The 26517-nt window shown below is 58.9% G+C and carries 23 protein-coding genes; 12 read left to right on the forward strand and 11 right to left on the reverse strand.

What is annotated here, in order from left to right; genetic code table 11:
- Positions 1 to 14: 14 nt before the first annotated feature.
- Complete coding sequence (phaR, locus tag J2T55_RS05265) at positions 15 to 485, forward strand: polyhydroxyalkanoate synthesis repressor PhaR (protein WP_259054665.1); 471 nt, start codon at positions 15 to 17, stop codon at positions 483 to 485.
- A 46-nt stretch (positions 486 to 531) separates the two neighbouring features.
- Positions 532 to 1548: an acetoacetyl-CoA reductase gene (gene phbB / locus J2T55_RS05270; protein ID WP_310521976.1), complete on the forward strand. Its 1017-nt coding sequence runs from the start codon at positions 532 to 534 to the stop codon at positions 1546 to 1548.
- Between the two features lie 70 nt (positions 1549 to 1618).
- Here the strand turns inward: phbB and J2T55_RS05275 are convergent, their stop codons facing one another.
- Positions 1619 to 2329 (reverse strand): histidine phosphatase family protein, encoded by a 711-nt coding sequence (locus J2T55_RS05275; protein ID WP_259054666.1) that lies wholly within the window; start codon positions 2327 to 2329, stop codon positions 1619 to 1621.
- Between the two features lie 262 nt (positions 2330 to 2591).
- Between J2T55_RS05275 and J2T55_RS05280 the strand changes: the two genes are divergently transcribed.
- The 4 genes from J2T55_RS05280 to J2T55_RS05295 all read left to right on the forward strand — a co-directional run bounded on the left by J2T55_RS05280 (position 2592) and on the right by J2T55_RS05295 (position 5764).
- Positions 2592 to 2957, forward strand: coding sequence for a phasin family protein (locus tag J2T55_RS05280; RefSeq protein WP_259054667.1), 366 nt, complete (start codon positions 2592 to 2594; stop codon positions 2955 to 2957).
- Positions 2958 to 3154: 197 nt separating this feature from the next.
- Positions 3155 to 3646, forward strand: coding sequence for a DUF411 domain-containing protein (locus tag J2T55_RS05285; protein WP_259054668.1), 492 nt, complete (start codon positions 3155 to 3157; stop codon positions 3644 to 3646).
- 110 nt (positions 3647 to 3756) lie between these two features.
- Positions 3757 to 4326 carry a DedA family protein gene (locus J2T55_RS05290; protein ID WP_259054669.1) on the forward strand — a complete coding sequence of 190 codons (570 nt, stop codon included), beginning with the start codon at positions 3757 to 3759 and terminating at the stop codon, positions 4324 to 4326.
- Positions 4327 to 4420: 94 nt separating this feature from the next.
- Positions 4421 to 5764, forward strand: coding sequence for a PAS domain S-box protein (locus J2T55_RS05295; protein WP_259054670.1), 1344 nt, complete (start codon positions 4421 to 4423; stop codon positions 5762 to 5764).
- A 49-nt stretch (positions 5765 to 5813) separates the two neighbouring features.
- Here J2T55_RS05295 and fae read toward each other — a convergent pair whose 3' ends face one another.
- Positions 5814 to 6362: a formaldehyde-activating enzyme gene (fae, locus tag J2T55_RS05300; protein WP_259054671.1), complete on the reverse strand. Its 549-nt coding sequence runs from the start codon at positions 6360 to 6362 to the stop codon at positions 5814 to 5816.
- 184 nt (positions 6363 to 6546) lie between these two features.
- Between fae and J2T55_RS05305 the strand changes: the two genes are divergently transcribed.
- The 6 genes from J2T55_RS05305 (at position 6547) to J2T55_RS05330 (ending at position 14228) form a co-directional block, all read left to right on the forward strand.
- Positions 6547 to 7167, forward strand: a complete 621-nt coding sequence (locus J2T55_RS05305; protein WP_259054672.1) for a class I SAM-dependent methyltransferase — start codon at positions 6547 to 6549, stop codon at positions 7165 to 7167.
- A 113-nt stretch (positions 7168 to 7280) separates the two neighbouring features.
- Positions 7281 to 8378 (forward strand): efflux RND transporter periplasmic adaptor subunit, encoded by a 1098-nt coding sequence (locus J2T55_RS05310; RefSeq protein ID WP_259054673.1) that lies wholly within the window; start codon positions 7281 to 7283, stop codon positions 8376 to 8378.
- 46 nt (positions 8379 to 8424) lie between these two features.
- Positions 8425 to 11574, forward strand: a complete 3150-nt coding sequence (locus J2T55_RS05315; protein ID WP_259054674.1) for an efflux RND transporter permease subunit — start codon at positions 8425 to 8427, stop codon at positions 11572 to 11574.
- A 24-nt stretch (positions 11575 to 11598) separates the two neighbouring features.
- Entirely contained in the window at positions 11599 to 12249 is a 651-nt protein-coding gene (locus J2T55_RS05320) for a class I SAM-dependent methyltransferase (protein WP_259054675.1), read from the forward strand.
- A gap of 95 nt (positions 12250 to 12344) precedes the next feature.
- The gene (locus J2T55_RS05325; protein ID WP_259054676.1) at positions 12345 to 12635 is read left to right on the forward strand and encodes a sll1863 family stress response protein; all 291 of its coding nucleotides are present in this window, start codon (positions 12345 to 12347) and stop codon (positions 12633 to 12635) included.
- A 390-nt stretch (positions 12636 to 13025) separates the two neighbouring features.
- Positions 13026 to 14228: an OprO/OprP family phosphate-selective porin gene (locus tag J2T55_RS05330; protein ID WP_259054677.1), complete on the forward strand. Its 1203-nt coding sequence runs from the start codon at positions 13026 to 13028 to the stop codon at positions 14226 to 14228.
- Positions 14229 to 14264: 36 nt separating this feature from the next.
- Here the strand turns inward: J2T55_RS05330 and J2T55_RS05335 are convergent, their stop codons facing one another.
- The 9 genes from J2T55_RS05335 to J2T55_RS05375 form a co-directional block, all read right to left on the reverse strand.
- Positions 14265 to 15329, reverse strand: coding sequence for a class III poly(R)-hydroxyalkanoic acid synthase subunit PhaC (locus J2T55_RS05335; RefSeq protein WP_259054678.1), 1065 nt, complete (start codon positions 15327 to 15329; stop codon positions 14265 to 14267).
- 39 nt (positions 15330 to 15368) lie between these two features.
- Positions 15369 to 16526, reverse strand: a complete 1158-nt coding sequence (gene phaE, locus J2T55_RS05340) for a class III poly(R)-hydroxyalkanoic acid synthase subunit PhaE (RefSeq protein WP_259054679.1) — start codon at positions 16524 to 16526, stop codon at positions 15369 to 15371.
- A gap of 89 nt (positions 16527 to 16615) precedes the next feature.
- Complete coding sequence (gene aceB / locus J2T55_RS05345; RefSeq protein ID WP_259054680.1) at positions 16616 to 18238, reverse strand: malate synthase A; 1623 nt, start codon at positions 18236 to 18238, stop codon at positions 16616 to 16618.
- 154 nt (positions 18239 to 18392) lie between these two features.
- On the reverse strand, positions 18393 to 18791 hold the full coding sequence (locus J2T55_RS05350; protein ID WP_259054681.1) for a phasin family protein: 399 nt from the start codon (positions 18789 to 18791) through the stop codon (positions 18393 to 18395).
- A gap of 208 nt (positions 18792 to 18999) precedes the next feature.
- Positions 19000 to 19548: an inorganic diphosphatase gene (ppa, locus tag J2T55_RS05355; protein ID WP_259054682.1), complete on the reverse strand. Its 549-nt coding sequence runs from the start codon at positions 19546 to 19548 to the stop codon at positions 19000 to 19002.
- 33 nt (positions 19549 to 19581) lie between these two features.
- Positions 19582 to 21519, reverse strand: a complete 1938-nt coding sequence (gene acs, locus J2T55_RS05360; RefSeq protein WP_259054683.1) for an acetate--CoA ligase — start codon at positions 21517 to 21519, stop codon at positions 19582 to 19584.
- 429 nt (positions 21520 to 21948) lie between these two features.
- Positions 21949 to 23952 (reverse strand): sigma-54-dependent Fis family transcriptional regulator, encoded by a 2004-nt coding sequence (locus tag J2T55_RS05365; RefSeq protein ID WP_259054684.1) that lies wholly within the window; start codon positions 23950 to 23952, stop codon positions 21949 to 21951.
- 118 nt (positions 23953 to 24070) lie between these two features.
- Entirely contained in the window at positions 24071 to 24817 is a 747-nt protein-coding gene (locus J2T55_RS05370) for a ParA family protein (protein WP_259054685.1), read from the reverse strand.
- Positions 24795 to 26363, reverse strand: coding sequence for a CHAD domain-containing protein (locus J2T55_RS05375; protein ID WP_259054686.1), 1569 nt, complete (start codon positions 26361 to 26363; stop codon positions 24795 to 24797). The genes J2T55_RS05370 and J2T55_RS05375 overlap by 23 nt, the downstream gene beginning before the upstream one ends.
- Positions 26364 to 26517 lie beyond the last annotated feature (154 nt).

Here is a 26517-nt window from a genome sequence, read left to right on the forward strand (position 1 = left end):
CGAGTTGATGATCCATGAGCGAAACCAGAGTCATAAAAAAATACCCGAACCGTCGCCTCTATGATACCGAGGTCAGCAAATACATCACGCTCGAGGATGTACGCCAGCTGGTACTGGAAGGTGTCGATTTCTGTGTCAGGGACGTGAAATCGAACGAGGACCTGACCCGCGCAATACTGTTGCAGATTATTTCGGAGCAGGAGCACGGTGGCGAACCGATGTTTTCCACCGACATGCTGACCCATATCATTCGTTTCTATGGGGACTCCATGCAGAGCGTGGCTTCCGACTACCTGCGCCAGTCGCTGGAAATGTTTGTCCAGCAGCAAAAGGACTTCCAGAAGAACCTGACCGATGCGGTTACGTCCAATCCGATCAATACCATGACGGAAATGACCGAGCGAAACCTGAAGCTGTGGCGCGAGGTCCAGGACAACTTCTTCCAGGCGGCCAGCAATAAATCCAAAAAGAATACTGGCGAGTGATAAGCCCAGTGTGTGAATTTCAAGCGACTTCTTAGGGAGCCTCCTTATGGCCAAGTCCAAAGCAACACAAAAACCGGCGGTCAATGAGTCTGCCGAAGCCATGCAGAGCATGCATGAACACTTGTTCAATCAGTGGCAGCAATCGTTGGACATGACTTTCAACTCTTTCATGCGCATGACCGAAGCAGCCAGCGAGGCAATGGAGACCGCCTCGCGTCAGCAAAGCCAGGCCATGAGCATGGTCATCGACCCCTACGTTAACCAATTCAACATGGTCTCGCAGCTGTTCGGTGAACCGAACATCCAGCCGCGCCTGGGCCAGCGCGTGGCGCTGGTCACCGGCGGGATCGGCGGTATCGGTAGTGCCATTTGCCGACGCCTGGCTGATGACCATCATTACGTGGTCGCTTCGTATATACCGGCCGAGGCGGAACTGGCAAGGGAGTGGCAGCGGCAACAGCGTGCCGATGGCTATGACTTTGGCATTGTCGAATGCAATGTTGCCGATTACGATTCATGCACGGCCATGGCTGAACAGCTGGACAAGGAATGTGGCCGCGTCGACGTACTGGTGAATGCTGCCGGTATCACCCGGGACTCGACCCTGCGCAAGATGGATCCGGAAAACTGGCACGCGGTCATGGATACCAACCTCGACAGCATCTTCAACGTCACCCGGCAGCTGGTCGACATGATGGTCGAGCGTGAATACGGTCGCGTGATCAACATCTCCTCGGTCAACGGTCAGAAGGGTCAGCTGGGTCAGACCAACTATTCTGCGGCCAAGGCCGGCATGGTTGGTTTCACAAAATCACTGGCGCTGGAACTGGCCGAAACCGGCGTTACCGTAAACACGGTCTCGCCCGGTTACGTCGCCACGAAAATGGTTGAGGCCATTCCCGACGAGGTCAAACAGCAAATCATCAGCAAGATCCCGGCCGGGCGACTTGGCAAGCCGGAAGAGATCGCCGCGGCGGTTGCCTACCTGGCGCGTGAGGACAGCGGCTATATCACCGGTTCCGATCTCGCCGTCAATGGCGGCCTGTATACCGGTTATCGCTAGACTCAGCCGGCAGGTAGCGTTCACGAAAACCGCGACGGCCAAACCGTCGCGGTTTTTTTATGGCCGGCCGTCACTGCGCCGTATCCGCTTTACCAGGCATGTCGCGAGTTGCATCGCCGGGAACTTCCAGACTGTAAATCAGTGCTGCCAGTTCACCGGGGTTGGCGCGGGCAACAAGCTTCAGGTCACTGTCAAAAATCAGAAAGCCCAGCTCTTCCAGGTCATCGTATTCCACAGCCAGCGGGCGCAGCATGTTGCCGTGCGCCGACATCACGACATTGCTGTCGGCGCGCAGCTGCTCGCGAAAGAACTGCCGCAGACGCTTGCCGTGGCGTTCGATATCTGCCTCGTCGCCGTAGTTGTGATGGACGAAAGAGAGTACCTCGACACGCTCGTCGACCCGGTCAAATGCCAGCCTGGCCGTCTGTACGGCGCGGCAGATGGGACTCGAGTAAACCGCACCGATCGGAATGTCCAGCTTGGCAAACAGCTGCCCGAGTATCTTGGCGCTTTCCTTGCCGGCTTCGGTCAGACAGTGACCGGGCATATCATCCGGTGGCTTGTCGACGCCCGGCACGTGTTCCGCCAGGTCGATCAGCTCCATGGCCGGGATACCGAGCTCGCGTTCGCCGTGGCGTAGAAAGAGGAGATATCCGCCCTCGCGCAGGGCCTCGATATGTGCTTCTTCCAGTGGCAGCGGCCGGTGTTCCGCGTCATCCCCGGCGCTTTCCCCGGCCAGGCTGACCGGCACGGGCGAAAACGCCACCAGGGCCAATGCCATGGTCATAACTCTATGAAGTTTAGATGATAATTTGTACTTCATGGGGGCTGGTATTGCACTCCCGATGTTTTCCGACTGACTTATTTTCGACCGGTGACGCAGCCGTAGGTTGCGTCCGTGACTCAAACATAAGTTAGCACTCACTATTATTTTTGATCGAAACGCAAATATCCTCCACCACCACTTGACACACACCGTGGCGAGAACTATGCTGCACAGCAACAATGTTGCAATGCACAAATGGATCCCGAAGGAGGAAACCATGAACACGAATGACTACATCAAGACCGTAACCGAGTACAACAAGAAGTCCTACGAGAGCATGAAAGAACTGGCTTCCATCAATAAGAAGTCGCTGGAGCAGATCGCCGAGCAGCAGATGGCCCTGTTCAGCCTGATTATGGACAGCAACACCAAGTTCCTCGAGACCGTCGGCAAGGCCAAGGGCTACAGCGAAGTTCTGAATGCCCAGTCCGAACTGAGTGCTGATTTCAGTGGCAAGGCGCTGGGCATTGCCCGCAACACCGCTGACATTCTGAGCGAGTCGAAGGACGAGGTCAGCTCCTGGGTCGAAAAGCAGGCCAAGAACATCCCGGCTGCCACGTCGTTCACCAAAGCGGCTGCATAAGGGTTCTGTCGCCGCGGCCCTAACACGGCTGTTGTAGACTGATAAAACGACCCACCCTGCTCAGGCAGGGTGGGTTTTTTATTGTCTGCGTCAGCCACCGGCTAGTGTCACAAAGCGGTCAGAATAATTAGCACGGCATGGCTCCCGTCCGGCGTTTGCATTAAAATTCGTAACCCATAACCGTCAATGTGAATACCTTGAAAGACCATACACAGACAGCCAGCCTTTTCCAGCGCCTGCTACCAGGCCTGCTCCTCGTCGCTTTAAGCATCCTGACTCCGCCAGCCGTTGCTGAATCCGACGCCTCGGCACCGACACTGGAAGTCTTCCGTAGCCCGGACTGCAGCTGCTGTCATCGCTGGATAGAACATCTGCGCGACAACGGTTTCGAGGTCAGGGACAACAAACGCAGTGATCTTGCGGTTATCAAGCAACAGCTTGGCGTACCAAAGCAACTCGCCTCCTGCCATACAGCAAAAGTCGGCAATTACGTTATTGAAGGCCATGTGCCGGCGAACGACATCAGACGGCTACTGGATCAACGACCTGCCGTCAGCGGACTGAGTGTGCCAAATATGCCCATCGGTTCGCCCGGAATGGAAATGGGCACGCGGCGCGATGCCTATGACGTACTGACATTCGACAGCGCTGGCAATCTTGACCACTTCAACCATTATCCTGCGCGCTAGAGTACTGCGAGTATATCGTTCCAGGCACTGAACCTTGCCGACACCAGACTTTCAAATTCCTTAACCTCTAACTAGACAGCTTCGTTTCGAATAGTAGACGTCTATCTGTAATGAACCTGGAATCCCTCATTTCCGAATATGGCTACCTGGCCATATTTATCGGCACCTTTTTTGAAGGTGAATCCATCATGATCCTCGGCGGCTTTTTCGCCCAACGCGGCTACCTGGACATGCCCTGGATCTATTTTTATGGCTTTCTCGGCACCTATATCAGCGAATCCTTCTTCTACTATCTTGGCCGTACCCGGGGCGCCGATTTCATCAAGCGCAAACCAAACTGGAAACGCAAATCCAGGCGCGTGATAATCATGTTGCATCGGCACAAATACAAATTCATTATCGGCCACCGGTTTGTCTATGGCATGCGCAGTATTACGCCATTCATCATCGGTGCCAGCGGCATCAAGCCGTTCGCGTTTGCGGTTTTGAATGCCGTCGGTTCCTTTTTATGGACCATGATTCTGGGCACCGCCGGTTTTTTCTTTGGTCGAACACTGGAATCCTATATAAAAAAGTTCGATGAATATCAGCACTGGGTTCTGTTGAGTGTCTTTGGTCTCATATTTATTCTCTGGCTGATTTCGTACGGTCTGGGTCGATATGTCGCTCGCCCGGAGTAACAACCAAAAACACGGCATAATTCAAAAACCCGAGAAATAACGGTAGGCTTGTTCTCAATCTGTTGCTACCGTATTCCATCGTGTAAATGGAACGATGAGCCTGAAATCAAACCCCAACGATACATTCGAGAACGCCTTCCAGTACGCTGCGATTGGCATGGCGCTGGTTTCCCCGCAGGGACAGTGGCTACGGGTCAATCGCGCGCTATGTGAAATCACCGGATACAGCGAGCAGGAGCTGCTCAAACTGAGCTTTCAGGATATAACCCATCCCGATGATCTGAACATGGATCTGGACTATCTCAGACAGCTGCTCGATGGTGAGCTGGAAAGTTATACTCTCGAAAAACGCTATTTTCATAAAAACGGCAATATCGTCTGGATCCTGTTAAGCGTGTCGCTGATGCGGGATGAAGACGGTCAACCCCACTTTTTCATAGCACAGATTCAGGATATAACCGATCGCATCATGGCGCTGCGTGAAATGCGCGAAAGCGAGCAGCGCCTGGAACTGGCAATCGAGGGTGCAGAACTCGGCACCTGGGACTGGAATATCCGCACCGGCCATGTCACCTTCAATGATCGCTGGGCAAAAATGCTTGGCTATTCACTCGAGGAGATTGATACACATATCTCAAGCTGGGAAAAGCGGGTGCACCCGGATGATGCAGAGGAAACCCGGGAGATTCTGGCCCGGCATCTTCGTGGCGATATTGAAATCTATGAAAGCCGCCATCGGCTTCGGCACAAGGATGGCCATTGGATATGGGTGCTTGACAAGGGTAAGGTTATCGAACGCAATGAGGTAGGCGATCCGGTACGCGCCTGTGGCACACACCTGGATATCAGCAGCCGCAAGGAATACGAGCAGCAAATCGAGCAGCAGTCCGAACAGCTGCGCATCGCCAATGAGCAGCTGGATCGCCTGGCCCATATCGATTCACTGACCAATCTCTATAATCGCCGTGCATTCACAGCCCGCTTGCGCGAGGAAATACAGCGCGCCAACCGCAACCTGACCTCGCTATCTCTGATGATGCTCGATATCGACGAATTCAAGGCCTACAACGATACCTACGGACATCCCGAGGGTGATATTCTTCTACAGCAACTGGCCAACGTGCTCCAGAATAGTATCCGCGCCAGTGATGTGGCGGCACGTATAGGTGGCGAGGAATTTGCGGTAATACTGCCGGAAACCAACGTTGACGATGCCAGGCGGGTGGCAGAAAAGCTCTGTCGTTCTATAGCCGGCTATCCATGGGATCTGCGTTCAATCACCGTCAGTATCGGTGTTACGACCAAAGCCGTTGAGCACAGCATGACCACCGATTCCAGCGTACTGCTGTCACGCGTGGATGCCGCCCTTTATTATTCCAAGAGCCACGGTAAAAACCGGGCGACACACAGCAACTCAATTGACAAAGTACAGAAATGAACAGGCCGGCACATGGCCGGCCTGACAGTACTGGTTAAGCTGCCAGTAATCAGATTTTCCCATCCAGCCCCATCTGGTAATACTTGTGAGTGATCTGATCCTGGTTTTCAAGCAACCAGTCAATGCTCGGCTCGTGTTTCATCGCCTTGTGAATGGCTTGGGCCATGGCACGGCGATGAATATCGAACAATATCTTGTGATCGAGATCATCCTGTTCGGCGACAACCGGATTCAACCAGACCGAGCAGATAATCCCCAGGTCGTTGGCCTTATCCTTGGGAATATCACCGGCGCGGACGGCGTCGAGCACGCCATTGGCAATCGCGGCCTGGACAGTGCCCATGAGAATATTGGTGTAGCGGCTATTATTTACGGTGACCTTGCTGACCATCAACGTTACCGGCCGGACCATAATATCCGTGTTCAGAATGGCGAAAACCTTGCTGTGCCCTTTGACCTGATCACCGTTCAGGGTTGCCAGTGCGGTGCCAACCGGACCGTCGAGTTCACCGATGACCACTTCTGGCTCGGCGGCCGTTCCCGGCGGGCCACCACCAATCAATGTTTCACCAGTACGTAAAACAATGCGTTCACTCATTGCTCGTAGTCTCCTGTCGTTGAATAATTTGCCGCGCAATGGTAACACATCCCTCCGGGCCGGGATTTTCACTGGCATGGCGGCTGAACAACTACAGCCGGGCCAGGTAAATCGTTAGAATGGTGCCCCATGAACGGCGCGGTACCGCGCCGACTGTTCCGCCAGCCAACGAAGGAATCCTGACTTGAAAAGTAAAAATCGGACTGACAGCCAGCGCCGGACCAACAGCCTGGACTTTTTTCGTGGCTTTCTGCGCGAACCGGGCATTGTCGGCTCGATCATACCCAGCTCGCGCTACCTGGAGCAGCGCATTATCAATGCCGCCGATCTTGCCAACGCCCGGCTGGTGGTTGAACTCGGCCCCGGCACAGGCGGGACGACCCGCAGCCTTCTGAACCATCTGCCGGCCAATGCACAGTTGCTGACCATTGAAGTCAGCGCTGCGTTCGTCGAGGTGCTTGACGGCATCGACGATCCACGCCTGATCAATCACTGCGGCAGCGCCGCGGACCTGGAAGACATTCTCAGCCAGCACCAGCTGCCGGGCGCCGATGCGGTCATCTCCGGTATCCCGTTCTCGACCATGCCCGACGCAGTCGGCCGCCAGGTCATCGACGCGGTATGGCGCAGCCTTGCCCCCGGCGGGCATTTCGTCGCCTACCAGTTTCGTGACCATGTCGCGACACTGGCCCGGCCCCTGATCGGCGTCCCCGAGATACGCATGGAGATGCGCAATATTCCACCGATGCGGGTATTTCGCTGGCAACGGCCCGGCAACAACAAAGCTGCCAGCGATCCGGCCTGAGGCGGCGGAACCATACGTGGGCCGGCCGGGTCACAAGGCAGGTCGTATATGCGGTGACAGGGGCGCCGCATCATCCCGCCCTGTTCAAGACTTACAACCAAGATAATCCTGTTATGCCGAATATCGGTCTGCTAAAGCCCGCCGCAAGCCTGTGGGCCCTGTTATTGATGGTCCTGGTACTCGCCAGCCCGCCGGGGGGCGCCGATGAGGCCGCACCGGTAGCCGTCACAACGGCCGCCGAGGCGCAATTGAGCGAACAGCTGGCGTTGAGCGGCACGGTCACCGCCGAGCGTAACAGCGCGCTGTCGGTACGGGTCAGCGGCCTGGTTGCCCAAGTCGAGGTCGATGCCGGCGACCGAGTCAGCGCTGGCGATCGACTGCTGCAGCTGGACACTGAGCTTGCCGAGCTGGCTCTGGCGCGCGCCGATGCCGCCGTCGCGGAAGCCCGGGCACAGCTTGCCGAGGCGCAACGCCTGCGCGACGAAGCACGCCAGCTGGAGGATTCACGCACCATTCCCGAAACCCAGGTGCGCGCCGCCGAAGCACAGGTGGCCATTCGCCAGGCGGCGGTCACGCGCCTGCGGGCCGAACGTGACGAGCAGGCCGAGCGCCTGCGCCGCCACGAGGTGGTGGCGCCCTTCGCCGGCGTCATCGCACGCAAGCTGACAGAAACCGGCGAATGGGTCGACACCGGTACGGCGGTGCTGGAACTGGTGGAAACCGACCGGCTGCGTCTGGACGTACGCGCGCCGCAGCGACTCTATCAGTCAATCAGAGAAGCCATGCCGGTCACTATTCGCAGCGAAGCACTGCCTGATCGTGAACTCGACGGCCGGGTACATGCACGGGTCCCGGTCAATGATCCGACCGCGCGCACCTTCCTGGTGCGTGTGCATATCAATGATGACAACCATAGTCTGTTGCCGGGCATGTCGGCCCAGGCACAGTTCACGGTAGGCACCGGCGAGCGTGGCATCGTCATTCCGCGCGATGCCGTCATCCGCCTGCCCAACGGTACGACCAACGTCTGGGTTATCAAGCAGGACGACGACAAGCGCATTGCCAACCGCCGTCAGATCAAGCTCGGTCGCATGATGGCCGACCGCGTCGAAGTCAGCGACGGCCTCGATGAAGGCCAGACCGTGGTCGTGCGCGGCAATGAGGTGCTGAACGAGGGTCAGACCGTCCGTATCGTCGAAACCGATGACTAAGCCATGCACTACGGAATGCATCCACCGGCGAGGATAAAGTCGCGGCATGTTTGAAGGCATACTAAAACGCGGCACCCTGGTCGGCATCGCCGTATTGATCATCTGTACCTTTGGCATACTTGCCATCGACCGGGTGCCGGTCCAGATGATCCCGGATCTGGACGTGCGCACGATTACCGTACAGACCATATGGCCCGGCGCCACGCCCCAGGATGTTGAGAAGGAAATCATCATCGAGCAGGAAGAATACCTGCGCAATATTCCCAGCCTGCAACGCATGATCTCCAGGGCCAGTACAGGCCAGGCGGAAATCGAACTCGAATTTCCCTTCGGCACCGATATCAACGAGGCCCTGATCCGCACCAACAACGCCCTGAGCCAGGTGCCCGACTACCCGGAAAATGTCGACGAACCGCGCCTGTTCGCCACATCGTTTTCGGAAAACTCGTTCATGTATTTCTACATCAGGCCGTTGCCGGGCAATCCCAACGGCGTCGACATGGATTTCATGCGCGACTTCATCGACGACAATGTGCGCACACGCATGGAACGGGTCGAGGGTGTGTCCCAGGTCGAGGTGCGCGGCGGCGCCGAACGCCAGGTGCAGATCCTGGTCGACCCCGATGCCCTGGCACAGCGCGATATCACCATCGGTCAATTGCGCGAGACATTGCGCGCCCGCAACCAGGATGTTTCCGGCGGCGACATCGACAGTGGCAAGCGCCGCTACCTGCTGCGTACGGTTGGCCGTTTTCGCGAGGTTGATGACATCCAGAACATGATCGTCAGCCGTGAAGGCGATTCGATCACTCGGCTGGGCGATATTGCCGAAGTCCGCCTGGATCACTTCGAACTGCGCAACAAGGCGTTTGTTAACGGCGACCCGATCATCTCACTGGCCTTGCGCCGGGTCACCGGTTCCAACGTCATCGAGATCAAGGATCGCATGATGCCGGTCATGGATCAGATCAACGAGGAAGTGCTCAACGATGCCGGCATGGAAATGGGCCTGATCAGTGATGACGTGCGTTATGTCGAAGCTGCGGTCGCCAATGTCTGGAAGAACCTGATCATCGGCGCCATACTGGCGACACTGGTCATGTTCCTGTTCCTGCGCTCGTTCACGGCGACCATGGTCGGCGTTGTCGGCATTCCCATTTGTACCATTGCCGCCTTCCTGGGACTGCTGATCGCCGGACGCACCATCAATGTCGTATCGCTGGCCGGCGTCGCCTTCGCCATCGGCATGACCCTGGACAACAGCATTGTGGTGCTGGAAAGCATCGAGCGCGAATGCCGCCGCGGCCTGGATCGCTTCTCGGCAGCGCTCGAGGGCGTGCGCCGGGTCTGGCCGGCAGTGCTGGCCTCAACCCTGACGACGGTACTGGTCTTCGCCCCGATCCTGTTCATTCAGCAGGAAGCCGGGCAGCTGTATTCGGATATCGCCATTGCGATCTCGGCCTCGATCCTGACCTCCATGCTGGTCGCCATCACCGTCATTCCGTCACTGGCCGCACGCGTGCATCTGAACGAGGAACCACCCCGCCAGGCGATTGGTGCATTCATGAAACGCCAGGTACTGGCGCTGATCGGTTGGCTCAATGCCGGCCTGCTGCGACGCCTGGGCTGGGTCGTGGGCACGCTCGCACTGACCGCGGTCATCATTTTCAAGCTGACACCGCCGGCTTCCTATCTGCCCGAAGGTGAGGAAGCCAAGAGCTTTTCCACCATGATTGCCCCTGCCGGTTACAGCCTGACGGAGATGTCGAAAATTGCCGAGCAAATCAACAGCGAATTCATCAAGCACGTCGATGCCGACCGGGGTGCGTTCGAGCAGGGTGAAACCGAGATCCCGCCGCTGGACTATTTCAGTCTTACCGTCATGCCACAAAGCATGCGTATCATCGCCGAGACCAGTGATCCGGCCGATATCGAACTGCTGATGGATGGTATCGACAAGCGCTTTGCATCGTTCCCCGGCATGCGCGCGTTCTCGACCCGCGGCTCGATCATCACCAGCAACGACGGCGGTACGCGCAGCGTCAACCTGGAAATCAGCGGTGCCAGTCTGGCCGAAATCTATCAGGTCGTGGGCACGGCTTATGAACGTGCCTTCGATGTTTTCGACGGGCCGTCAGTGAACCCCGATCCGCCCGTCCTGACACTCGGCCAGCCCCTGCTGGAGGTGGTGCCGAAATGGGAACGCGCCGCCGAAATGGGACTGAATGCCGACGACTTCGGTTACACCATCTCGGCGCTCATTGACGGTGCCTTTGTCGACGAATTCTTCCTCGCCGATGACAAAATCGACATGTTCCTCTACAGCAGCGCAGGCACAACACCGAATCTTGAAAATCTCGGCCAGCTGAACATCTACACACCCGCCGGCGGTGTCGTCCCCATCAATGCCGTGGCCGATATTCGCGAGACCGTCGATACGGAAACGATCCGGCGCGTGGACGGCCAGCGCACCGTCACCCTGAATATCATTCCGCCGCAGAATGTCGCCCTGGAAACCGCGGTCACACGGGTCAAACAGGACGTCATGCAGTACCTGAAAGACAGTGGTGAAGTACCGGCCGGGGTGAACCTGGATATCTCCGGTGCCAGCGATCAGCTCAGCGCCACCCGCGAGGCCCTGTCGGGCAACTTTGTCGTCTCGGTCATACTCTGCTACCTGCTGCTGGTGGCAATCTTTACCCACTGGGGCTATCCCCTCCTGATCATGACGACAGTGCCACTGGGGATTGCCGGCGGTATCGTCGGACTGTGGCTCGTCAACCAGGTCGGCGCTCAGCTGCCGGCGTTCGGCATGGCGGCCATCCAGCAGCCGTTCGACATGATCACGATGATGGGCTTTCTGATCCTGCTCGGCACCGTGGTCAACAACCCGATTCTGATTATCGATCAGACGCTTTATAACCTCCGTCAGAAGGGGATGCGGGTTTACGATGCCGTACAAGAGGCAATGGAGTCGCGCATACGGCCGATCATGATGTCGATGATCACTACGGTGTTCGGCTTGTCGCCCCTGGTATTGCTACCCGGCGCCGGTTCCGAGCTCTACCGTGGTGTCGGCGCCATCGTCCTGTTCGGGCTGATGTTCGCGACCCTCGTGACGCTGACCTTCCTGCCGACGCTGTTAGTCACTATACTGAATTGGCGGGAAAGGCGGCATGAGGCCGTCAGCAACTGACTCAACAGAGGCGAATAACCGACGGTGACGGGATTGCAGAACAGCCAGTGCCCCTTGTGCGGCGGCCGCGAGGCCGGCCTATTTTCCCGGGACAAGCATCATTGCTACCAGCTCTGCCCCCACTGCGATCTGGTTTACGTGCCAACGGCTGAACGGCCGGATCCGCTGGCGGAGAAATCCAGCTACGACCGCCACGACAAGAACACCGCTGACGGCGATTACGGCAAGGTCCTGTCGCGGCTGACCGGCCCGTTGCTGGCAAGGCTCGCACCGGGGTCCGTCGGCCTCGATTTTGGTTCCGGGCCCGGGCCATTGCTGGCCGGCCAGATGCGCGAAGCCGGCATGCGGGTACGCACCTTCGACGTGTTTTATGATCCCGACGCCAGTGTGTGGTACCAAAGCTACGATTTCATTACCTGCAGCGACGTGCTCGAACACCTGCACAGCCCCGGCCGCGAACTCGACCGGTTGTTCAGTGTGCTCAAGCCCGGCGGCTGGCTGGGTATAATGACGCAGCGTTACGACCATGACACGGGCCCGGCGCACGCCAGTGCCCACGTTACACAAGTCTGCTTTTTTAGCGACGCCAGTCTGCACTGGCTTGCCCGGCGGCAGCAGGCCGAGCTCATGCTGCTCGAAGACGACGTCGCCCTGCTGCAAAAGTCCGGCAATTGAATGGCGAATCGTATTAGCGGCTGGTGGCGGGGAACTTTATCGCCGGTCCCGCACCCAATTCCTACAACTCAACACGCGGCCGAAAGGAGGCAGTGATGAGCAGCAAAGACGAGTATATCGAAAAATTACAGTCCCAGATGGACGAATGGAATGCCCAGCTCAAACAGCTCTATGCCGAGGCAGAAAAGCAGGAAGCCAGTGCCAAAATCGAATATCAGAAGCAGATCGATAAAATCAAGGAACAGCAGGAACAGGTTCAGAAGCAGATGGAAGAACTCCAGCAGGCGGGCGAACAGGCCTGGCAGGACGTAAGAAAACAGATGGAGAAAAACTGGGAAGACATGAACCAGTCGATTCGTACCATGATGGATCGTATGAAGGGATAAAGCCTCATCTGACAATCAGCATAAAAAACCGGGCGAGGCCCGGTTTTTTTATGGCATGGAAACTAGCTATGCGAGGCTGGCATACGGATACGGACATTCGATGTCTATTACGACACCGACGCCAGCGTCAGGTATCAAGAATACGATTTCATTACCTGCACGGAATTGGCGCACATCTGCTTCTTATCGCCAACCACCTCAGACGGGCTGGCCGATCGATGTGGTGACCTGCTGGCGAAACCTGACGACAATATCGCCTTTTTACAAAAGCCTGTCTGCGGCCATAGGCCCGATTATCTCGTCCGGCAAACAGAGCCTGCCCATTCAGTTTCAAATCATCTCGTTGTACTATTCTTTGCAAAATTGGGTAATAACGCATGAAGGGTTGCGATGATACGCGATGGGGTTACCGTGGTAACGATATTGATACCGACGATCATGGTATCACCACCGGTAGCGGCCACAACTGATCGACCGTCACAGTCTGAACCAAGCTGTCAGACCGTATTCTGTCTGACGGACACCAGGAACGACCTACGTCTTGAAGGCAATCTGCGGCTGCAACTGGATGCCGCTGCCTATCGCGATGATGGCGCGGCACGGCTGGACGGCGGAACCAACGTTCGCCGGGCCCGGTTCAGTGCTAGAGCCCAGCTTGGTGACGCCTGGACGGCGAAATTCACCTATGATGTTTCCAAGGACGGCGTGAGCGGCATACGCGACGCATTCGTCAGCTACACTCACCCGAAGGGCAGATTGGAACGTCTGCGTATCAAGGCTGGCCATTTCAAGGAACCGTTCGGCATGGAGAGACTCACCAGTGTCCGCGACCTGGCTTTCATGGAACGTTCTTTAGCCAGCACCCTGACACCGAATCGCAATATGGGCATTGAACTACATCGTCATGACCGCCAGTGGACTGCAACGGCAGGCGTATTTGTGCCTGGCACCAGTGATGACAACGACAATATCCGCCACTCCGCCTCGGCACGCGCGACACTAGCACCTGACCATAGCGACGGCCGCATCCTGCACTTCGGAGCGGCCATTGCATACCGATCGCTCGACAGCAGCCGCAGCACGCGTTTTTCCCAGCAACCGGAATCGCGAGTAACCGATCTCAAGCTGGTCGATACGGGGGCTTTCGCGGCACGCGACTACGTATTCTACGGTCTGGAAACCGCATGGGCCCAGGGTCCTTGGTCGCTACAGGCGGACTATATTCACGCCCATATAAACCGGCCTGACTCATTTGCCGATGTCGGTTTCCAGGGCTGGCATATCGACGCGGGCTGGATATTGACCGGCGAGGCCCAGCCCTACAACAGTACGAAGGGTACGTTCGGCCGCCTGCGCCCAGCACCTGGCGCACCAGGCATCTGGCAACTGGGTCTGCGGTTAAGTGAACTGGATCTGAACGATGCTGGCATCAATGGTGGGCGCCAGCGCAACGCCTCCCTGGGGCTGACTTGGTACAGCAATCATTACCTTACCTTATCGACCGAGTACGTTCAGGTTCTCAATATCGACGGCGGCGCCTTCGACGGCGCCCGGCCATCCGCGCTACAGGCACGTGTACAACTGATCTACTGAAAGCAGTCCACACCGGCGCTACGCGCGCCGGCAGCGTCAGCTGCGCTCGGCCAGCCAGTCACCCACCGCCGGCGGGATCATTTTCTGCGCCTTGCCGCTGACGTAGATACCGATATGGCCGCCGGGGAATTCCAGCTCGGAATAGTCGTCGGTACCGATGCAACCGCCCAGCGCCTTGGAAGAGTCCGGCGGCACCAGGTGGTCCGCGGCGGCATAAATATTCAGGATCGGCGTCTTGATATTCTGCAGGTCGACGGTCTTGTCACCAAGACGCACGGTAGCCTTGACCAGGCCGTTTTGCTGGTAGAACTGCTTGGTGAACTGACGGAAGGCTTCGCCGGCCTGATCCGGGCTGTCGAATATCCATTTCTCCATGCGCATGAAGTTGCGCGCCTTGTCGGTATCATCGAGCAGGTTGACCAGATCAATATACTTTTGCCCCATCAGCTGGAACGGCTTCAGGCCGAGATAGGTCCAGTTGAGCAGTTCGCCGGGGATATTGCCAAGCGTATCGACCAGCTGGTCAACATCGATGTTGCGCACCAGGTTGCTGAGCAGATCGTTTTCCGTGTGAAAATCAACCGGCGTAACCGTAGTGATCAGGTTTTTCACCTTGTCCTGATGCAGGGCGGTATAACAGAGACTGAATGTGCCGCCCTGGCAAATGCCGAGCATATTGATCTGCTTCTGGTTATGCTTCTTGCGGATGACATCGACACAACGGTCGATGTAACCATTGATATAATCATTCAGATCCAGGAAGCGGTCGGCATCGTCCGGATAGCCCCAGTCAATCAGGTAGACATCCTGACCGGCATCGAGCAGCCCCTGTATCATCGAACGACCATCCTGAAGGTCGGCCATATAGGGCCGGTTAACCAGTGCATACACGATCAACAACGGCACCTTGTTGGGGTTTTCGACGCGTGGCTTGAAATGATAGAGCACCAGCTTGTCTTCGGTATAGACCGGTTCTTTTTCCGAGATACCAACTTCAATCTCACCCAGATCACTGAGGGTCTTGAACCCCTGCGCGAGCTTGGTATTGAATTCGTTGATCTCACGCGTAATCTCGTCAGGTCTCATCTGGAACGGAAACACGTTATTCACTCCTTACGTTAGTAGCTGTCTGGCCGGTATTCAGCCGGTTTTCTTGCTGGATGTCTTTTTCTTACCGGTTTTCTTCTTGCCGGCTTTCTTCTTGCTGACCTTTTTCTTACTGGTCGCAGTCGCATTGCTACCGGCACTTGCCCGACCGCCTTTCAGTGACTGAACCTCACGCTCAAGCGCATCAACCCTGTCGAGCTTGTCCTCAAGCTCCTCAATGCGATCCTTCGAGGCGATCAGATCGCGGCGCAGCTGCTGCTGGCGCTTCTGCATGGTCACAACGGATTTGCGCGTCGGCATGCCCATGGCGTTGGCAGTTTCATCGATGAAGCCCTGACCATGGTGCTTCAGTGCCATGAGATCGTTGGTCAGGCGACCGTAGAGTTCCGAATATTCATCCGTGAACACATATTCAGCGTAGGCTGCTTCATTACTGTCGACCCAGAGATCGTAGATTTCGCGCAGCGTGGTAATCTGCTCGTCGTTCTCGGCCATCTTGAGGATACGCTGTTTCATAATATCCAGCGCAGCCATCGATATCTTGTTCATCTCCAGCTGGTATTCCTGTGCGGTACGCTGGTAGCGCGCCCACAGCCGCAAACCTTCCTGAACCTGCTCTTGCGATTCGCGTGTATAGCCGACACCCGGAACGGACAGGAACTTGTCGGTGACCTCTCCCATGGCCTCGGGTTTCATGCCCTGCAGGAAATCGCCCGGAAATAGCGAGCCACTGGAAAAAGTCCGCTGCAGCGTATCCATGGGCAGCTGCCAGGCACCGAACATGCCATTCAGGACCTGACTGGCTTCGCTGTTCTGACGGCCCAGGTAATCCTTCATTTCCCGGAACTGTTGTTCGAGCTTCTCCTGCCAGTCCTCGGGACTCTGGCTGATCTCGGCGAGTCCCTGCATGAAGCGGCTTAACTGATCGGTGACGAAATAGAAAGCCTGCGTCTGGTCGATAATCTTGCTGTAAAAGTCCTGGGTTTCGCCGGGCGCGGTCTGCGCCATCGACTGCCACCAGAACTCCAGCGCCTTCTGCCAGGGATTGGCATCCTCGCCATTGCCGGTCGAGGTCGAACCGGACTTGCCACCGGCGTCGGCACCGCTCAGCGCCGACCAGGCTTCCATGTATTTGCGCTGGGCGTCGACCCAGTCGGTATTCCAGAAAGGAAACGGGTTCTTGTCACTCATTTTGCGTCTAAATCTCTTGGCTTGTTCGTTCGTTAATAATCATTAATCAGCAACATACCAGCATGCTGTCCCAACCGCACGCCGGCCGGCTAACCATGGATTTCGGCCAGCTGCCGATACGCTTCCAAGGTCAGGAATTCCGGCAGTTCCTGCGCCGTGATCATGTGATCCAGCAATTCCGCCGCCGCCTGGTAATGACGCCGGGCAAAAAACTGCTCGCCGTACACGATCCGGATCGACTCAATCTCGTGGGCAAGCACACGCCGGAACAGTTCCTCGTTGACCGCGCGGCTGTCTGCCAGCATGCCCTTCGGATACTGGATCCATTGCCAGACCTGGGCGCGCGCGATTTCGGCGGTCGCCGCATCCTCCATCAGATTATAGATGGGCACGGCGCCGAGACCACCGAGCCAGGCCTCAGTATAGCGCAACGCCGCGCTGACATTGCTCATCAGGCCGTGGATAGTGATCGAACCCTCCGGCAGTCTGAGCAGATCGGCGGCGCTGACCTCAACATCATCGCGCTGCTTGCTGATCTGGTTGTCTTCCGGCATGTACTGGTTGAAGACGTCCTCGCAAATCGGCACCAGTGCCGGATGGCCCACCCAGGAGCCGTCGTGACCGTCGCGCGCCTCGCGCTCCTTGTCACGCCGCACCTTGAGCATCGCCATCTCGTTCAGGTCTGGGTCGTCGCGCACCGGCAGCTGTGCCGCCATGCCGCCCATGGCGTGCACGCCGCGCTTGTGACAGGTCTTGATCAGCAACTGCGAATAGGCGCGCATGAACGGCGTGGTCATGGTCACCTGACTGCGATCCGGCAGCACGACATTCGGGTGATTGCGGAAGCACTTGATGAAACTGAAGATGTAGTCCCAGCGGCCGCAGTTCAGGCCGGCCGAGTGCTCGCGCAGTTCGTACAGGATCTCGTCCATCTCGAAGGCGGCGAGCACGGTTTCGATCAGCACCGTGGCCTTGATGGTGCCGCGCGGTATGGCGAGCGCATCCTGGGCATAATTGAAGACGTCGTTCCACAGCCGTGCTTCAAGGTGCGACTGCATCTTCGGCAGGTAGAAATACGGCCCGCTGCCGTGCTCCAGCAGCGCATGCGCGTTGTGATAGAGGTACAGACCGAAATCCCACAGACCGGCCGGCACCGGCCGGCCGTCGACGAGTACATGGCCTTCTTCCATGTGCCAGCCGCGCGGGCGTACCAGCAGCGTGGCCACCTGGTCGTTAAGCCTGTAGTCCTTGCCGTTGTCGGCGGTGAAGTCGATTTGACGCCGAATCGCGTCATAAAGATTGACCTGGCCATCGATCATGGCCTGCCAGGTCGGACTCGAGGCATCCTCGAAGTCGGCCATGAACAGACGCGCACCGGAGTTCAGCGCGTTGACCACCATGCGGCGATCGACCGGGCCGGTGATCTCGACACGCCGGTCCTGCAGATCCGCAGGCAGCGGCGCGACCTGCCAGTCGGCGTTTCGAATGTCGGCCGTTGCATCGAGAAAGTCCGGCAGCTCACCGGCATCAAGCCGCGCCTGGCGCTCGTGGCGCGCCTCGAGCAACGCGTCTACGCGCGGCCGGAATTCACGCACCAGGCCTTCGACGAAGGCCAGCGCCTCCGGCGACAGAATACGCTCGTGTTCGGCGGCGGGTGCCGGTGTCAGAATTTCCAGCCCAGCCACCTTCTGCGCATGGGATGCATCATTCATCGACGTTTCCTCGACAATCTAACGGTTTGTCCCGGCGCAATCCGGGATTACAAGTTGTATCTGCTGCAGTGAACCCCGCCACAGGTAAAAAAACCCGTACCCCTTGCGGGGAACGGGTTTCTTGACCGGGACACAAGGGCCAATGAAAGCTCGATTAGGCAGCCTTCTTGGTGCTGCTGGTGGCCGTGGTCGTCGCCTTCTTGGCAGTCGACTTGGCGGTCTCACCAAAGCTTTCCGCGCTCTTTTCGAACCAGGCAGCGATTTCCTCGCCGGATTCGTTCAGCACTTCAGCGGTCTGCTTGCTGAGATCCATCATCTTGCTGCTATAGGTGTTAGCCAGCTCGGATTCGGCCGAGATCAGATCCTTGTAATTGGTGGTGCTGGACAGCAGCTTGGCCTGCTCGACACCGCTTTCGATGCCCATCGTCGCCATCGAGAACTGCAGCTCGGTCAGTTTCTGCACGGCCTTGGTGTTGATGGCACCCAGCTGCTGCAGGTTTTCGTAAGAGGCTTTGCCGGCGTTGACGAATTGTTCAAAGATATCGTTTTGCATGTTACTCACTCCGTGGAATCATTCAGTTGTTCATTGCTCTACATCGAACATTGTGCATTGCACAATTGCTGCATCGCACAATATAACAACCCCACCCCTCTGTCAACAGGGTTTCGCGTAAATTATTCATGAGCGCGCCGAGCCTAAAAAAAACCCGTAACCGGCCGGTTACGGGTTTTATAAAATAACAATAAAAACAGATAGTTAATCAGTAATGGGGCTTATCCGGCTCGTCCGAGTAGCGAGCCAGCGAGTCGGTGATTTCCTTGCGCGCGGCATCGATACCCTGCCAGCCCCGGATCTTGACCCACTTGTTCGGCTCCAGGTCCTTGTAGTGCTCGAAGAAATGCGAGATCTGGTCCAGCAGCGCCGGCTGCAGGTCCTCGTGGGTATCGACGTTCTGGTGGAACTTGGACACCTTGCTGATCGGTACGACCAGAACCTTGCTGTCGTCACCGGCCTCATCCTCCATCTCCAGCACGCCGATCGGCCGGCAGCGGATCACCGAGCCATGGATCAGCGGCATGGGCGTGGCGACGATGATGTCCACCGGGTCGCCGTCCAGCGACAGGGTCCGCGGGATATAGCCGTAGTTGCACGGATAGCGCATGGACGTGTTGAGGAAGCGATCGACGAACATGGCGCCGGTGTCCTTGTCGAGTTCGTACTTGACCGGCTCGCTGTAGATCGGGATTTCCACAACCACGTTAATTTCATCGGGCGGATTGTCGCCCGGTCCGACTCTGTCCAGATTCATAACGTATTCAGATTTCCTTGGTGTTGGGCTTGATTACTTGTTTGCTCGTGCGTCGATTAGCGTATCGACCACTGAAGGGTCGGCTAGTGTACTGGTATCACCGAGGTTGTCCAGTTCATTGGCCGCGATCTTGCGCAGAATGCGGCGCATGATCTTGCCCGAGCGGGTCTTCGGCAGGCCCGGCGCCCACTGAATGACATCCGGCGCGGCGATGGCGCCGATCTCGTTGCGCACGTGCTTGACCAGCGCCTGGCGCAGTTCGTCGCTGGGCTCGTGGCCGGCTATCAGGGTCACGTAGGCGTAGATGCCCTGGCCCTTGACGTCATGCGGAAAGCCCACCACGGCGGCCTCGGCCACCGCCTCGTGCAGCACCAGCGCGCTCTCGACCTCGGCCGTGCCCATGCGATGACCGGAGACGTTGATGACATCGTCGATGCGGCCGGTAATCCAGTAGTAGCCATCGGCGTCGCGGCGCGCACCGTCGCCGCTAAAGTACTTGCCGGGGAACATCTTGAAATAGGTGTCTATGAAACGCTCGTGGTCGCCATAGACCGTACGCATGATGCCCGGCCAGGGCCGCTTGATGCACAGCGCACCCTCGCCGGCCCCCTCGATCTCGTTGCCCTTGTCATCGACCAGGCACGGCTCGACACCGAAGAACGGCAGGGTCGCCGAACCCGGCTTGAGGTCAGTCGCCCCCGGCAGCGGCGTGATCAGGTGGCCGCCGGTCTCGGTCTGCCACCAGGTGTCGACGATCGGGCAGCGGCCGTCGCCGACGACGTTGTAATACCATTCCCAGGCTTCTGGGTTGATCGGCTCGCCGACCGTGCCAAGGATACGCAAGCTCGCGCGGCTGGTCTTGCTGACCAGCTCGTTACCCTGGCCCATGAGCGCGCGGATCGCCGTCGGCGCCGTATAGAAAGTGTTAACCTGATGCTTGTCGACCACCTGCCAGAACCGGCTGGCGTCGGGATAGGTCGGCACGCCCTCGAACATCAGCGTGATCGCGCCGTTGGCCAGCGGCCCGTAGACGATATACGAGTGGCCGGTGACCCAGCCGACGTCGGCGGTGCACCAGTAGACCTCGCCGTCCTGATAGTCGAATGCGTACTTGTGCGTGATGGCGCAGTAGAGCAGGTAGCCGCCGGTGGTGTGCAGCACGCCCTTGGGCTGGCCGGTCGAGCCGGAGGTATAGAGGATAAACAGGGGATCCTCGGCATCCATCGGTTCCGGCTGGCAGTCGGCGCCGGCCGCGGCCATCGCCTCGTGGTACCAGATATCGCGCTGCTCGTTCCAGTCGATGTTGCCGCCGGTGCGCCGGACCACGATGACGGTATCGACGTTCGGGCACGACTGCAGCGCCTTGTCGGTGTTCGCCTTGAGCGGGACCGTGCGACCGCCGCGAAGGCCCTCGTCGGCGGTGATCACCGCGTGACAGTCGGCATCGAGAATACGATCCTTGAGCGCCTCCGGCGAGAAGCCGCCGAACACGATCGAATGGATCGCGCCGATGCGGGTGCACGCCAGCATGGCCACGGCCGCCTCGGGAATCATCGGCAGGTAGATGCTGACCCGGTCGCCCTTTTTCACGCCGCGCGCCTTCAGCACGTTGGCGAACCTGCAGACTTCCTCATGCAACTGGCGGTAGGTGATGTGCCTGTCATCGGCCGGGTCGTCGCCTTCCCAGATGATCGCGGTCTGGTCGCCGCGCTGCGCCAGGTGCCGGTCCAGACAGTTATAGGATACGTTCAGCTGGCCGCCGATAAACCACTTGATGTCGGCGGTCTTGAAGTCCCACTCCTGAACCTTGTCCCACATCCGGTCCCAGCTCAGGAAGCGATCGGCCTGTTCGGCCCAGAAGGTATCGGCATCCTCGATCGAGCGCTTGTACAGCGCCTGGTATTGTTCCTTGTTAATGTGCGCGCGGCTCGCAATCGCTTCCGGCACCGGGTACTTTTTCACTTCCGACATAACGACCCTCCTCTTCTTCATCCAGGTCAGCTGCCGTCTTGATCATGACGAGACGGTCTATGGTATTTTTTATGTCTGGCTCCGAGACAGTCGGAGATTGACTCGAATCATATCGTAATACTGCGGTTAAAAAAAAAGCAGGCTGCATGCGGCAGCCTGCTATATAGGATATGTCGCATTTGCCCGAACCATTTCCCGGTTTCCCGGAAAGGCGACATATAGCGTTGATGGCAATCAACTCGTAGTCGGTTACACACCTACGTACCCGTGTCCCTAGCAGATTCCGTACCAATCACGCCGCAGCGGGCAGCAGAGTGTAAAGGCTTGTTTTTCATGTTCATGGACAACCTATTCATGAGCAGCTGTTGCATTAACTGTTGCCATAAACTGTGGCGCCACAGTTCACTGCGGCATTATGCAACAGCCATGCTACAGCGGATCGTTCCAGCCACGGCGGCGGCGATAGATGGTACTGCGATCGATGCCCAGTTTACGTGCCGCGGCGCTGACATTACCGCCGGTTTCCGCCAGCGTGCGGCGGATCAGATCATCCTCGACATGGCGCAGCTCTGCGGCGGGTTCGTCCCCGGCCAGGCGCGGCGCGGCGGCCTGCGGCACGTCGGCGTCGCTAATGCGGCCGTCACGGGCGGTCAGCAGCCAGCGAATGCACAGGTTGCGCAGTTCACGGATGTTGCCGGGCCAAGCATGGCGGCGCAGGTAGTCGCGCGCCGCCGGGCCCAGCTGCGGCGGCTGGCAGCCGGCGGCCAGGCTTTCCTTGGCAAGGAAGGATTCCGCCAGTGCAACGACGTCGTCGCCGCGTTCGCGTAGTGCCGGTACACGCACTTCCAGCACGCATAGACGGTGGTAGAGATCGAGCCGAAAACGGCCGTTTTCCAGCGCCCGCGCCAGCTCCGGCGTCGCCGCAGCGATGATGCGTACGTCGACATGCAGCGGCTGGCTGCTGCCGAGCCGCGTGATCTCCTTGTTATCGAGCACGCGCAGGAACTTCGCCTGCAGCTCCGGATCCAGCGAGTCGATCTCGTCGAGAAACAGCGTGCCATTATGCGCCAACTCGAATTTGCCCGGCTGACCATCGCGGCGGGCGCCGGTGAACGCACCGCCGGTATAACCGAACAGCTCGCTTTCAATCAGGTCGCGCGGCAGTGCGCCGCAGTTGATAGCAATGAACGGTCCGTCGTTTCGCCCGCCCTCGGCGTGGATGGCATGCGCCAGCAGTTCCTTGCCGGTGCCGGTCTCGCCAACCAGCAGCACGCTGTTGTCGAGCGGATCGCGGGCAGCGGCGGTCGCCATCTGCAGCGCCTTGGCTATGGCCGGCGAATCGCCGAGGATGTTGTCGAAGCTGTAGCGCGACACCGCCGGCTGCGCCACGGCCGACTCACGCCGCCGGCCCGGCGCCGCGCCGATCACCAGCAGCGCGCCGAGGCAGTCATCGCCGATGGCGATCGGCTCGATCCGGCAGTGTAATGCCTGCAGGTCACCGCCCTGGCTGCGCGCGGTGACCTGCAGGTCACCGGCGCAGGCCTCGTTCAGGTGCTGCTCGATCGTCTGCCACACGCCCGGCAGGAAGCGGCTTACCGGCCGATTGAACAGCGCGATGTAGTCGCTGCCGAGGCAGCGACTGGCGCGGTTGTTGGTGTCGACGATGTCGCCGTTCATGTCGACGACGATGACGCCATCGTCCGGCCAGCGGCTGCGCTTATCGCGGGCCAGGCCGCGCAGCAGCTCGCGCCGCTCATACAGGCGCACCGACAGCGCCGACTGCACGGTCTGGGCGATCGACACCGCCAGCACCATGGCTTCCTGCGAGATGTTCTGCACCGGCCCGGTAATGTCGACTGCGCCCAGCGGCTGGCGCCGGTTCAGCGGGTTGATGATCGGCGCGCCGTAACAGACCCAGGGCTGCCAGCCCTGACAATAATGCTCGACGCCGAGCACTACTTCCGGGCGCTGCAGCGCTAGCGGCGTGCCGATGCCATTGGGGCCGACGTCCGCTTCCAGCCAGCCGCCACCGGGGCGAAAGTTGATGCGTTCGAGGTGTTCCTGGATCTGGTCGTGACCAACGGAATACAGGATCCGGCCCTGGTGGTCGGCCAGAACAATGACGTGGCGGGTGTCGCGCACGGTGTTCGCCAGCTCATCCAGTACCGGGCGACCGGCGCGGCCGAGGTCCTCGCGCACCAGCCAGGCCTCGATTTCCTCGTTGGAGAGGACCGTCGGCGCGCGCTCGGCGCGCGGGTTCAGGCCGATCTCGCGGCTGCGCTCCCAGCTGCGTGCGATGACGCTGCGCGGCGATTCGCCGGCAAAGCGGCCGCTGTCGACAAAGGTCTCCCAGGCGCGTGACAGCTGTTGCTGCGACACGCTCGGGATATGCGGCACACCCGGCGCCGACAGGTGGGTGTTCTGCTCGGTCATTCCGACTCTCCAGCTCGGCCCCGATGATCAACAATGTTCAATACGCCGTCTCCGACCCGTATAAACGGTTGGACCGGCTTTTCAGTCATTCATCTTAATACGAATCGTCCCGGCGATCCTAACCGGCGCGCAGACGCTGCTCGATCTCGATCCAGAGACTGACGTAGGCCCGCGCCGCCTCGCTGGCAGCGGCATAGGCGCCCAGCGGCGCACGCCGCGTACCCATCTGCTCGACCACGCTGGCGTACGGAATGACGCTGGCTAACGCCGCCGGGTAGCTTTCCGGGAACTCGGCAATGATCTGCTGGTGCAGCTGGCGCCGCCGGTCGGCCATGGAAAAGAACGGCAGCAGCCGCAGATCGGCGTAGTTACGCTGGCAGAACGCCTCGACCTGCTCGTAGGCGCGCACCGAGAGCGGCGTCGGGATCACCGGGATCAGCAGGGCATCGGCGGCGCTGAACACGCTTTCCGATACTTGCGCGATGCTCGGCGCGCAGTCGATCAGAACGATATCGTAGTCCTCGGCCAGCGGTTTGATGATCTTCGCCAGCCGCTTGCCGGGCTTTTTCACTTCGGTCAGCAACACGTCCATTTCGCGGTTGGAGAAATCGGCCGGGATCACGTCCAGCGTCGGGTAATTGCTGGCCTTGATGAAGCGTTCCAGGTCTTCCTTGCGCCTGATGATCGTCTTGCTGCCACCGTCGAGTCCCGGCTCGATGCGATAGTAGTACGTCGCCGCCGCCTGCGGATCGAGATCCCACAGCAGCACACGGCGGCCAGCCTGCGCCGCGCAGTAGGCGAGATTGACCGCGGCGGCGGTCTTGCCGACACCGCCCTTGAGGTTATACGTGGCGAGTATTTTCATCGGCGTGCTCGATCCGGTTGGGTTTGAACAGGCGCTTGACCGCCGCGTGATCCTGCTTGCGGCTGAAGCGGTCGAACGCGGCACGGAAATCCTGCAGGCAGCGAGCATGGCGCGCGTCGCAGTCAGCGATCAGCTGCTGTACGCGCCCGGCTGCTGCCGCACTCAGGCTGTGACGCTCGTGGAGTTGCAGCAGCAGGTCGCCCTGTGTGCTGGCGTCGACGATCGCGCCCATGGTGTTCTGCAGTTTCTTCAACCGCTTGATCAGGTGATCGATCGCTGCCGCCGGGTACAGCGAGCGAAACGCCTCGATGCCATAGCGCAGTTTCTTGCAGCGCTTGCGTAACTCGTGCAGGCCTTCAATATCGGTTTCCGGCTTCAGCTTGCGGCCGCGTTTGCGAATGCCGCGATAACTGCGCCAGATGACACGATCGGCCGTGGCCTTGATCGGCATGGCCGCCGCCTCGCCGGCATAGCCGCCGGCGGCGGCACGTTCCAGCCAGCTGCGCCAGTCACGCATGTCGCGCGCGTAACGCGCGCTGTCCAGGTAGCGCAACAGCCGCGCCCGGGCGCGTTCGCGCTCGTCCCGGCAGATCGCACGCAGCTCATCGTGCACCCCGGCCGGCGCGTCGCCAGGCAAATGATCGAATTCGAGCAGAAAGACATCCCAGTCACGGCAATCGCCGGTAACGCGACTGAGTTCAGCGAACAGGGTCTTGAAGCGCGCGCGTGCTTCCTCATCCGGCAGCGGCATGGCCTGCTGTAGCAGGGTACGACTGCGGCGGCAGGCGACGCGGTAATCATGCAGGAACTCCGTGTCGATGTCATCGCGTATGCCGGCCTCGTTCAGCTCCATGACGCCGAGCAGGAACAGCTGCAGGCGGCCGAGTGACGCATCGGTGCGTTCGTCCGGTTCGAGTGCCAAAATCAGCCGGGCGTCGTAACCGCCCGGCACGATATCGCGTTCGCGGCACAGCTGCTCGAACGGATCGGCCTGTTGCGCAGCCAGCGTCAGCTGCGGTTCCAGCTGCCGGCGCAGGGCATCGCCCTGATCGACATAACCGCGCAATGGCGCGATCGACAGCTGCACGTACAGCACCTCGGCATCGCGGCGATCATGAAAGGTCGACACGTCAATGTACGCAACAGTCTTGCCGTTGACGTCGCGAAAGTCATGACGCTGCAGGCGGTGAAACCAGTTCGCCACCGGCAGTAGCGCGCGTACGTCACAAATCTTCTCCAGCTGACGCCGCAGCCGGGACGCCGTCAGTTCCGCGGGAAAAGCCGGCATGCGCTCAACCGGCAGCAGATGCTGCGCCTGTTCGCGCTCGAAACCATGCAATCGCAGCTGGCCACGACCCGCGGCCCAGTCCAGTTCCAGTACCCGGTGCTTTCGGTAAAGCCGCCAATCAAAAGTATCGAAATAGCTGCGCCGATACACACGCCCGGCCTGTGGCACGAGACTGCCCGCCTGCGGCGCGAGCCAGCGCCGCAAACACTCCACCGTCGGCGCCTCGGGCAAGATGTACCGGTAAACTGTGTCCTGCATGCCTTTCTCTTTGTTAAAAAGAATAAATATTCAGCACATGCTTTAACTATTAATCCTGCACAATAATTATTGCAGTTCTACTGATTCTTGCCCCTGAAGTACAATCGATCTATGTCATTCGATCATTTTCTTGATCATTGCAGGTGCCCGGAAT

Origin of the sequence: Methylohalomonas lacus (assembly GCF_024808875.1) — a bacterium.
Classification (GTDB): domain Bacteria; phylum Pseudomonadota; class Gammaproteobacteria; order Methylohalomonadales; family Methylohalomonadaceae; genus Methylohalomonas; species Methylohalomonas lacus.